The sequence below is a fragment of the Clostridium psychrophilum genome, from assembly GCF_018861705.1.
In the GTDB taxonomy this organism is placed as follows: domain Bacteria; phylum Bacillota; class Clostridia; order Clostridiales; family Clostridiaceae; genus Clostridium_AD; species Clostridium_AD psychrophilum.
Genome location: NZ_JAHLEC010000113.1, coordinates 1 through 10,149 on the forward strand (window position 1 = coordinate 1; position 10,149 = coordinate 10,149).

General features: G+C 28.8%; 12 protein-coding genes. 3 read left to right on the forward strand and 9 right to left on the reverse strand.

What is annotated here, in order from left to right:
- Positions 1-460 precede the first annotated feature (460 nt).
- The 6 genes from KPL38_RS16180 to KPL38_RS16205 all read right to left on the reverse strand — a co-directional run bounded on the left by KPL38_RS16180 (position 461) and on the right by KPL38_RS16205 (position 4,105).
- Positions 461-1,246, reverse strand: coding sequence for a PRC-barrel domain containing protein (locus tag KPL38_RS16180; RefSeq protein ID WP_216290184.1), 786 nt, complete (start codon positions 1,244-1,246; stop codon positions 461-463).
- 70 nt (positions 1,247-1,316) lie between these two features.
- Positions 1,317-1,466 carry a lmo0937 family membrane protein gene (locus KPL38_RS16185; protein WP_216290185.1) on the reverse strand — a complete coding sequence of 50 codons (150 nt, stop codon included), beginning with the start codon at positions 1,464-1,466 and terminating at the stop codon, positions 1,317-1,319.
- 431 nt (positions 1,467-1,897) lie between these two features.
- Positions 1,898-2,104: a helix-turn-helix transcriptional regulator gene (locus tag KPL38_RS16190; RefSeq protein ID WP_216290186.1), complete on the reverse strand. Its 207-nt coding sequence runs from the start codon at positions 2,102-2,104 to the stop codon at positions 1,898-1,900.
- Between the two features lie 2 nt (positions 2,105-2,106).
- Positions 2,107-2,499 (reverse strand): DUF2178 domain-containing protein, encoded by a 393-nt coding sequence (locus KPL38_RS16195; RefSeq protein ID WP_216290187.1) that lies wholly within the window; start codon positions 2,497-2,499, stop codon positions 2,107-2,109.
- Positions 2,500-2,755: 256 nt separating this feature from the next.
- Positions 2,756-3,112: a hypothetical protein gene (locus KPL38_RS16200; RefSeq protein WP_216290188.1), complete on the reverse strand. Its 357-nt coding sequence runs from the start codon at positions 3,110-3,112 to the stop codon at positions 2,756-2,758.
- Between the two features lie 63 nt (positions 3,113-3,175).
- Positions 3,176-4,105, reverse strand: coding sequence for a hypothetical protein (locus KPL38_RS16205; RefSeq protein ID WP_216290189.1), 930 nt, complete (start codon positions 4,103-4,105; stop codon positions 3,176-3,178).
- An 881-nt stretch (positions 4,106-4,986) separates the two neighbouring features.
- Between KPL38_RS16205 and mobV the strand changes: the two genes are divergently transcribed.
- The 3 genes from mobV (at position 4,987) to KPL38_RS16220 (ending at position 7,762) form a co-directional block, all read left to right on the forward strand.
- Complete coding sequence (gene mobV / locus KPL38_RS16210) at positions 4,987-6,066, forward strand: MobV family relaxase (protein ID WP_216290190.1); 1,080 nt, start codon at positions 4,987-4,989, stop codon at positions 6,064-6,066.
- Between the two features lie 284 nt (positions 6,067-6,350).
- On the forward strand, positions 6,351-7,472 hold the full coding sequence (locus KPL38_RS16215; RefSeq protein WP_216290191.1) for a replication initiation protein: 1,122 nt from the start codon (positions 6,351-6,353) through the stop codon (positions 7,470-7,472).
- A complete protein-coding gene (locus KPL38_RS16220; RefSeq protein ID WP_216290192.1) occupies positions 7,472-7,762 on the forward strand; it encodes a hypothetical protein in 291 nt (96 codons plus the stop codon). The genes KPL38_RS16215 and KPL38_RS16220 overlap by 1 nt, the downstream gene beginning before the upstream one ends.
- A 327-nt stretch (positions 7,763-8,089) precedes the next feature.
- Here the strand turns inward: KPL38_RS16220 and KPL38_RS16225 are convergent, their stop codons facing one another.
- From KPL38_RS16225 to KPL38_RS16235, 3 genes are all read right to left on the reverse strand, one after another.
- Positions 8,090-8,473, reverse strand: coding sequence for a PBECR3 domain-containing polyvalent protein (locus KPL38_RS16225; protein WP_216290193.1), 384 nt, complete (start codon positions 8,471-8,473; stop codon positions 8,090-8,092).
- A gap of 63 nt (positions 8,474-8,536) precedes the next feature.
- Entirely contained in the window at positions 8,537-9,196 is a 660-nt protein-coding gene (locus KPL38_RS16230; RefSeq protein ID WP_216290194.1) for a hypothetical protein, read from the reverse strand.
- 111 nt (positions 9,197-9,307) lie between these two features.
- Complete coding sequence (locus KPL38_RS16235; protein WP_216290195.1) at positions 9,308-9,853, reverse strand: site-specific integrase; 546 nt, start codon at positions 9,851-9,853, stop codon at positions 9,308-9,310.
- Positions 9,854-10,149 lie beyond the last annotated feature (296 nt).

Here is a 10,149-nt window from a genome sequence, read left to right on the forward strand (position 1 = left end):
TGGATAATTATCTTCAAATATTTGTTTTATAGTAATCTTATTTTTTCTCATGATTTAATCATCTCATATTTCTCTTGAATTTTCCACCTAATTTTCATCTAAAATGTTATCCACAGCGGTTTCCGCAAGCTGTTTCCTATATAATAAAAAAGTTTATAACTAAATAATAATATAAATAGGCTACACTCCTTAAATAATATTTAATATTTAAGGAGTGTAGCCTATTTTGGGTGTTTTTACATTACCCGCCAAAAATGTATATTAGCATATTGAAGGTTATGAGTCAGAAATAAAATAGAAATTATGTTACATAACAATATCAATTGTTAGTATTAAGTAACATTCAATTTATGCTTTTCATATAAAACATTTAAAATCGTTGCTAAATAAGAAAAGTGAAAGTTACACAAGTCTATTGTGTAACTTTCAAAACACTCAAAATCCACATTAATAATATGTTTTAGAGGAAATGTTCATTGGACTCATGTTCATCGATCCAGTATCCCTGTTGATTATAATGATTATACAATCCAGTCTCATAGTCACGAGTTAAAATAGATTCATCCGTGTATTCAGGTGACTGCTTAATACTCTCACGAAGAAGGTTGATGAATACTTTAGATTCATCCCAACTAACGCGTTCTATCCATTTTGGTGAAATAAGAACCTTTTTCCCCGGCAACCAATTCTTTGTATCAATGATTAGGTAACGAATCGCAAGTGTTTTATCATCAATAATAAAATCCTCAACATGTCCAATTGTGCCATCTGTAGCTTGGATGTCGTACCCAATTACATCACTAGCCATGTGTAAATGGTTTTCCCACTGTTCGTTAACTTGAGGTGATCCCATTAATTTTTCTTGGTCTTGACCACTCTCTATGCGAGGAGAAAGTCCATACGTTCCCCACATGTTTGGTCCACCCCAATATACGGGCCATTCATAATACTTATAGTAATCTTCTTCATATTGTCGTGATATAGGTTCATCATTATACAAAGAAGGACTGTTTTCAATCTGATTCTTGGTGAGATTAATGGTGATAGATTCATCTTCTTTATTAACATCACCCAATGCATACGGTGAGATTATTACTTGTCTACCAGTTAACCAATTTCCTGTGTTTACAATTAAATAGCGAATTGCCCAAAAGTGGTCATCAAAATAGAATTCTTTGACCTTACCTATTTCTCCGTCTACACAGCTTAATTTATAATTCTTTAGTGTTTTGGCTTTGTTTAACATAATAACATCCCTTTCATATTTTAGTTTTTTGTAAAATGATTCTGTGATATATTTGAAATAACACTTTCTATTATCGTCCTCTTCCACCTATAACATCAAAAATGAATACTATAACGGCTATGACAATTAATATGTGTATCCAACCACCACCAATATTAAGAACCAGCCCCAATAACCAGAAAATTATTAATATTCCTGCTAACCAACGTAATAATCCCACATATATCACTCCTTTATAACTTGATTTTTAACAAAGAACATTAATGCCTAAATTTTACACAAATTTAAATTTAATAAAAATTTAGAATATTCTGTTCATATTTATATTATATCACTGGTTTAGCTATATTTAAAGTTTTTTCGACAATTAAATTTTTTTATTTCAATAAAAATGTAACGAATTTGCTCGAATGATTCAATAATAAGAAAACCTTATTATTAATTAAGGGAGGTTTATTACACAGTTATTTTAAGTCAATTATATCATTGTGTACCATATGTTACTATTTTCTAGAATGGTTAAATCGAAAATATTGGTGCTACCCATACTATTAATAATTAAATTAAACATAAAAATAAATGAGTGATCTTCACCTAATTGTAAATGGATCAAAAAATAAATTATGTCGTGAAATTAAATTTTCACGTCGTTTAATTGTCCATAAATTGAAACAATTCCTCTACCGAAACCATAAAAACTTTGGCAATATCCATTGCTATTTTTAATGAAGGATTGTATTTTCCATTTTCTAAATGCCCAATCGTTTCCCGTCGAACTCCTATCAATTGAGCAAGTTCTTCTTGTTTCATATTATTTTTTGCCCTATATTCCTTAATCCTCGTTGTCATCTTTGACATATTTAATTACCACGAATATCATAAAATAGAAATATTGCAAGATTCAATATATGAATACATACAAAACCATACACTAGGACTGGCATAGAAATTATCACGGATGTTTTAAACTTTAAAGCATATAACATCACTAAGCCAAACATGGCCAATGTAATAGTATAAGATAATTTACCTGCCTTTAGTTGATTTTGTTTTGCCATTTCATCTGTAGGTTCACTTTTTTTACGATTAGTATAGATAAACATAAAAAGCAATAACACTATGGCAAACAAGCCCATGATATTATTCAACAGACCGTTCTGCATATTTGCTAATACCCCACAAACTATTATTACTATATCTGGAACAATTGTTTGCATAACGATTTTTTTGCGTAAACTCAATTTGGTTTTCATTTCATTACCTCCATGTGTTATATATTTATAACTTTATGATACAAATATATCACATGTGGATTTATTTGTAAATGCTTAAAACAATATTTTTTATTCGTTATCTATATTAAAAGAACAAGATATAAGCAAGCTGGAAATTATAATTAACTTATTAGCAAACGATAAAAACCATTCAATATAATAAATGTTATATTGAACCAAAAAAGCCACAGTAAAAATACTGTGGCTTTTTTGGTAATCGAGAATGAATGTATTATTATACTGGCCTACGTTCTAATACTTTTATTTTAATTTCATGTTTCCCAGTAACTTCTTCAAGTACCTCAACAATTTCTTTAATCTGTTTTACATCACTCGAAACATTTTTTATTGATGTTTCTGATATATCAATTTTCTCCAATATCGCATTATCACTAACTTTAAATAATCGTTCTTGTTGTTCTCCGTGTGCTTGATGTAGTTCACCCAAGGTAATAATTTTGGTTTTTATTTCTTCTTGCACTAATTCAATTTTATCAAGTCTATTATTCATGCTGTTTAATGAGCCTTTTATTTCTGTTTGACCTTCTGTTAATTTAACCAATATTTCCATTATATCATCATTACTTGCCACTTTTTATCACCTCATAAGTCCTATTATACATTATCATTTCTTAAAGTAGATAAATTATAAAATTTATTTTTTATTTTGCACTGAAACATCTTTTTTAGCTCTTGGAGTTGTTTTTTTCTTTTCAAGTTCTTCTAATAGAGATTTATATTTACTTTGATATTCTTGTATCTCTGCATTATGGTTTACTTGATTTTGATTTAACTGCTCTTGTTGTTCCTTTTCTAGTTTTAGTAATGCCTTATCCATCGTTATGCTTGCCTTGTCCTTTAACTGCTGAATATCTTCGCTATGTTTATCCTTCAATTGCTCTTGGCTCTTAGTCAAGCCATTAATGACCTTCTCATGATCTTCTTTCAAGTTAACAATGTCTTTGCTTAAATTGTTAACTTGAAAATCCTTTTCTTTAAGGCTATCTTTTAATTCAATATTTATAGATTGCGCATCTGCAAGTAACTTCTTATATTTTTCCACTTCAATTTTATATTGTTCATATTCTTCAAGTATCCCAGTTAATGTATCGTTTTTGCCTTGGTATTCCTTAATAATAGTCAGTTTATCTTGGGCACTTTCTTGTAATTGATTATGTTGCTCTTTTAATGATGTATTATCTTTGCTTAAAATTACTAACTTTTCCTCATTCATTGAATTTAATAAGGTTACTGAATCAATTTCATTTTGTAAATCGCTGACTTTATCTTTATATATTTGCAAATTCTTTTGGCCATTTTCTGAAATGTCACCTTTTTGACTCTCTAATTTATCAATAACATTAATAAATGCCTGATGTATTTTGTTTGTGTATCCCTCTAAAACATCAATATCGCCTACCAAATTAATGTTTTTTACCTTTCCTTTGTTTAACTCATATAAATTTAATAGTGTATTAAGAAAATCTTTATTATTTTTACCTTCTTCACCTACAAATTCATCAAATCTTTTGCGTTCTTCTGTATCAAGCCTAATTCCTAATACTGTACTTTTCTCATCTGCCATTATAAAAATACCTCCCGTTTAATCGTGTTAACACAATGTTTCACGTGAAACGTTGGTATAACTATGTTAACAAATGTTTACACTGTACTGTTAACATATATTTATTATATATCACTATAAAGCCTTTTGCAATGTGTTTCCGAGGATTTTAAGTTATAAGTAGATTATATATTAAATAACTCTAAAGATAAAAAACTTAGGATAATTCTTATCTAATTACTTTCTTAACTTTATTTTAAATTGTTACCACGAATCAAATAATTTTGAAATGTTGGAGATGTCCATAAATAACTACCGTCTTCAAAAACGGACCCCTTGTCAGAAAAATAACTCTGACCACTTCCACTTTTTCAGTTGGTTTTCTTAAAATATAAACCTATATTTCATAAATAAAATACAGTTGCTCAAGCCACAAAGTGAGAAAATAAGAAAGGGAGTGCAGCCACATTTGGATATGAAAATTTAAAACTAAAATACGACTGTGCACACAATACAAAAAGTCTCTTCGCCCTAAAGACAACTAAACTTTTTAACGTATTAAAATATAAATTAATTCGGTCGTTTAGCGACAATAATAGTTGAATTTTTATGTGATTTTAAGAACGTAAAGGTATCCGATAAGACCTATAAAATGTAAAACCATGATACGTATAGGTATACGGGAATGGCTCTATACCTCACTTTTAATAATTTTGATTTGTAAAGTAGCATAACACTAGTTATAGCAATGCTTTATGCCTTTTTTAGGTTTTGACCTTATCCCCTCGGAGAGCACGAATTTTACGATAGTAAAGTATAATGTGCTATACTTTACTTGGAATTATTCCGCTTAAGGGAATATATTTCGAAAAGTATTGTTTAGAACTAAGGGGGAGATCTATATGAGTTATTTGGTTTGTCATGTTCAAAAATTCAAAGCAAATGATGTAAAAGGAACTCAAATTCATAATCAAAGAGAAAGCAAAAACAGTAAAAATAAAGACATAAATAGAGACCGTACAATTCTAAATTATGACTTACATAATGAAAAACATATTAACTATAATCATAAAATTAAAGAAATAATTAAAGATGGTTATAGTGTCAATAAGGGAATTAGAAAAGATGCTGTAGTAATGACCAGTACCTTAATAACTTCTGATAGTGAATATTTCAAAAAGCTTCCTCTGGAAGATCAAGCGACGTTCTTTAAGCAGACTTACGACTTCTTAAAAGAAAAGTATGGTGAAAAGAATATAGTATCAGCAACTGTACATTTGGATGAAACTACGCCACATATGCACCTTTGTAGTGTACCTCTAACTGAGGACGGAAGACTTTCAGCTAAAATTATTTTTAATCGTAAAGCTCTACTACAATTACAATCTGAATTGCCCAAACATTTACAAAGTAAGGGGTTTGATGTCCAAAGAGGTGAAGCAGGTAGTGAAAAAACTCATTTGGATACTCAGGAATTTAAAATTAGAACTAAACAAGAAGAGTTAAAAAGAAGTGAGGTTGAATTCCATACTGCCTACAATGAGCTTAATATCAAATCTAAGGCCTTAGAAAATTTAACGACTAATATATCTAATCTTGAACAAACAAGCGTTAAAAGGAGTTTAATAGGCTCTAAAATGACTCTTCAAGAGGACGATTACAATAAAATAATGAATTTAGCTAAAAAAGAATTGTTAAATGAAAAATCTTTCGATGAATTAAAACAGGTTAATACCTCCTTGGAACGTGATAAGTTAAGTTATCATAAAGGATTTACAGAGTACTTTGATAAATACTCTAAATTAAAAAAAGAACATAAAAAATTAAAAGATAATGTAGTAGGGTTGATAAAAGAATATAAAATAATGACTGATATTTTAGAAAAAAATAATTTAATACCTGAGGTTAAACAAAAACTTAAGCTTGAAAAAGAATCTGAGAGAATTTCAAAAAGAACTAAAAGAGAAGATTTAGAGTTATAAAAAGAGAACAACTACAGTTGTTGTATAGTAAAGAGTATAGTAAAGAGTATAGTAGAGAGTATAGTAGGATTCTGCAAACATAGTGGTACTAACGGTTTGAAGGGCATAAGGGTGGAAGGATTGACTGTTAAAGGTGGAAGGATTGACTGTTAAAGGTGGAAGGATTGACTGTTAAAGGTGGAAGGATTGACTGTTAAGGTGGAAGAAATGACTGTGGAAAGTGGAAATTGACTTTCCACAGTCTACATGTAATAATATACCTATATTGATTATAGGAGGATATTATGGAAAATAAAAAGGGCGGGGAATTAATATGTAGACGACCTGAAACAATTGTTGAAGCAAGATTTAGCTTAACAAAAAAACAGAATGATGTTTTGGATATGGTTTTTGCGTCTATTGAAAATGACGATAATTTGCGATATGAAATTGATATAACTAAGTATGCGAAATTATATAATATACAAGATAAAAGTAATATTTACGGCGATGTAAAAAAAACAGTCAGAACATTTGAAGGTAAAGGATTTTCGGTGACTCAAAAAATTAGTGAAAAGAAAGAAAATAGAATATACTTTGCTTGGTTTTCTAGTATTAATTATCTTGGTGGAGAGGGTAAAATTATAATTGAATTAGGTCAAACGCTTAAAAAACTATTATTAAGTGCTAAAAAAGCTTGTTTTTATCAAATTAAATATCCTATAAATTTTACGAATATTTATAGTAAAAGAATTTATTATTATTTAAAAAGCTTTGAGGATACTGGATGGAGAGTCGATAATTTAGATAGTTTAAGATCCAAGTTAGAATGCCCCAAAAGCTATAATAGGTATGCTGATTTTAGAAAACATGTACTCACTCCAGCATTTGAAGAAATAAATGGTGAAAGTGATATCTCATTTAAGTATGAGGAATTAAAAACTAAACGAAAGGTAACAGGGATTAAATTTTATGTTAAAACAAATAAACCCAAAATATCTAACAAAGATTCTATTAAGTTTCCAGAAGAAACTGCTGAGGAAGAAGTTTTAGCAACATTAATCGAACAAGAAGAAGAAACTCCAATTAAAAAAATTATGGTTATAATGAGTGACAGCAATATAACAGCTCTTGAAGCTAAAAAAATATATGATAGTTCTAAAAAGAATCTTGAAATAATTAAAAAAGTGTATGCTGATGGTAAAAACCAAGAGATACCGAATTTTACAGGATGGATGATAAGCATGGTTAAGCCAGGGGTTTACATAGAACCAAAGAAAAATCATGCTAAAGGTAGTTTTAATAATTATGAGCAAAGAGAATATGATTTTGATGACTTAGAAAAGAGATTATTAGGGTGGGATAGTCTCCAAAATGATGATGCAGGGGAAAAGTTCAGTCAATTATCAATAAGCGAGGGGAAATAATGGCTACAATGAATATTGAAATATTTAAGTTTCAAAAAAAAGATGATTATTTATCTTTTACATTCTTAAAAGACGATGTGAAAGATATAGGAGATAAGAAAGTTATATTAAATATGATAGAACATTTATGTAGTTATCATAAAATAGAAGTTAAAATTACTATGGAAAAATTAGAGCAATCTTTAGCTATGTGTGATAAAGATACTATTGGATTTAGAGTAATATATTCCGAGGATAATTTAGCAGAACTATTTATAGTACAAAAAAAAGGTAGCTTTAGAGGTCAGTAATAGTAACTATATATACAATTTTAGACAGAATAAAATAATAACGAAATGGATGATGAGATTTTGATTGTTGGCGCAATCTGCTTTAGGATAGGAATATGTTATATATTAAAAAAATATATAACAAAAAGGCACCCTTCTAAAAGAGTACCTTCTATTTCTATACATTATAGTTGGTTTGACAGGGCGGCGTATCCTGTATCTCTGTTAACTACCTTTGCAAGTAGCGCGTTGGGAGCCATTTCCAACTTCAAATCCAAACTATAGTAGTATTATTAACATGTTTATATTTATATTATACATTCTATGATTAAAAAGTGCAATAATACGTTACACTTTTACAATCCTTTTGCTATTTAGTCTATTATCAAGCTTAGCTTCTGTTATTGGATACAATGAAGCGACATATATGTAATTATCAATAGTATCAAATTGAATAGCTAAAAGCATATTATCACCAATTCTTTTTATCAATTCGAGGCTTGTACCTTCTTTATCAGGAGCGCACCCCACATAATCAGGGTCATTTAGTATATTTTCCATAGTTGACAATAAATTATTTGAAATAGTTTTGCTGAATTTATCTTTATGTTTTTGTATATGTTTTAGTACTCCAGGAGCAGCATATACTTTACCAGGATATTTAAAGTTTTTAAGTGTTGCTATTTCTTTTGTTAATGTACCTATTTTCATATATTCTGATGTTTTCCCCATAGTGAATGTGATCCTTTCATAATTTATAATAAGCAGAAATGCGTTACTACAAATCAACATAATCTATTTATACTTATTTATAAATTCTAAAATAGCGATAGAAATAAGATCTTTCTGTTTTTCTTTTCTATTTTCTGCAAACTTAGAAAATTCTTCTGCTATTCCTTTATACATTTTGAAGCTTCTAGTGATTACTTCACCATTTAACTTAATATCATTTATATTGAGTTCTGGTACCTCAATTATATTTGTATTAGTTTGTTTTTTATACCAACCTACCATTTCTTTTAGATCTCCAGTTAGAGATAAAAGTTCTTTGAATTCAGTCGGTAGTTCAAAAGTATTCTTTGGTATACTTTGAATTTCTTTTAAATTAATTTGAGTAGTTTGTTGATGTGGTTCTTGAATTTCAAGTGGTTCAGCATAGGCTGGATTTACGATCCCTTTGTTTAATTGTTCGGAATTTACCTTGGTAGTTGAAAAGAGTACTTTCTCACTACTTTCAGTATCATAAAAAAAAGTTGATTTATTATATACTATATTTGTTTCTTTAATTGTTTCAGAAAAGTCTTTTCTGTTTATACCAAATTGTCTTATAAATTTATCAGTAGGTATTTTTTCTTCTTTGATTCTAATTTTATTGTTTTTTGTATTTTCATTTATTGCCTGAGCTATTTCTTTTAATTTTTCTATTGGCAGGTCTAATTTTTTAGGTTTACTCATTTTCCTAGCCCCCATTATTTAAGGTTACTTTTAAACTACTTTAGTTTACTTTTTATTTTATCATAAAAATTTATTTAAAAAAACAAATTTATTATACAAATAACTACAATTCTATAAATAGAAATTTTCTATGCTCTTATCCGTTATATCCTCATTGATTCCAATATATCTTAAAGTAACACTAGGGGAGGAATGATTAAATATTTGTTGAAGTAGTGCAACATCTTTATTTTGTTTATAGTGCCAGTATCCAAAGGTCTTTCGTAGTGTGTGAGTCCCTATCTCCGCAAGTCCAATATGCTCCGCTGCACTACTAAGTATTCGATATGCCTGGACTCTGCTAATGGGCTTATTATCGCCTTTCCTACTCTGGAATAAGTATTCTTCATCAGACATTGTTTTAATATATTTATCTATTTCTATTTTTAATAGCGAATTTATTAGGAATCTTTTTATCTTATTTGTCTTTTGCTCTATTATTTTAATATGTGTTTTATCTTTTAGATCTTTTACTTTAAGTTCTAATATGTCACTAATCCGAAGACCGGTGTTTATTCCTACAACAAACATTAAGTAGTTTTTATATCCTTTTTTCAATAATTCCATTTTCATTTCTTCAAGTTTTTCTCTATCCCTAATTGGTTGAACTAGCCTCATGCTCTACAACTCCTTAATATTATAATTAAAACCATTATAATACATTGAACGTAACAAGTTAAGACGTTATGTTACATTCAAAATGAAAAAAATAAGGAATGGGCTATAGCCTCAATGTGAATGTAACACAATTGTATTTATGTTACATTCACTAATATTTTTTACAGAATAATTCGACAAAAAATAAAAGAACAAAATCTCCCTACGGTCGAGTAAAAACCCTTATGCCAAGCAAATATGATAATCTCATCGTCCTTTGATTATCATATTTGCATCACATTCTGGGCATAGAACAA

Excerpts from the sequence above, each read along its gene's own strand:
- KPL38_RS16220 (WP_216290192.1), top strand. The coding sequence starts at position 7,472 with ATGGCTACAATGAATATTGAAATATTTAAGTTTCAAAAAAAAGATGAT.
- KPL38_RS16205 (WP_216290189.1), bottom strand. The coding sequence starts at position 4,105 with ATGGCAGATGAGAAAAGTACAGTATTAGGAATTAGGCTTGATACAGAA.
- KPL38_RS16215 (WP_216290191.1), top strand. The coding sequence starts at position 6,351 with ATGGAAAATAAAAAGGGCGGGGAATTAATATGTAGACGACCTGAAACA.
- KPL38_RS16190 (WP_216290186.1), bottom strand. The coding sequence starts at position 2,104 with ATGTCAAAGATGACAACGAGGATTAAGGAATATAGGGCAAAAAATAAT.
- KPL38_RS16225 (WP_216290193.1), bottom strand. The coding sequence starts at position 8,473 with ATGGGGAAAACATCAGAATATATGAAAATAGGTACATTAACAAAAGAA.
- KPL38_RS16180 (WP_216290184.1), bottom strand. The coding sequence starts at position 1,246 with ATGTTAAACAAAGCCAAAACACTAAAGAATTATAAATTAAGCTGTGTA.
- mobV (WP_216290190.1), top strand. The coding sequence starts at position 4,987 with ATGAGTTATTTGGTTTGTCATGTTCAAAAATTCAAAGCAAATGATGTA.
- KPL38_RS16230 (WP_216290194.1), bottom strand. The coding sequence starts at position 9,196 with ATGAGTAAACCTAAAAAATTAGACCTGCCAATAGAAAAATTAAAAGAA.
- KPL38_RS16195 (WP_216290187.1), bottom strand. The coding sequence starts at position 2,499 with ATGAAAACCAAATTGAGTTTACGCAAAAAAATCGTTATGCAAACAATT.
- KPL38_RS16235 (WP_216290195.1), bottom strand. The coding sequence starts at position 9,853 with ATGAGGCTAGTTCAACCAATTAGGGATAGAGAAAAACTTGAAGAAATG.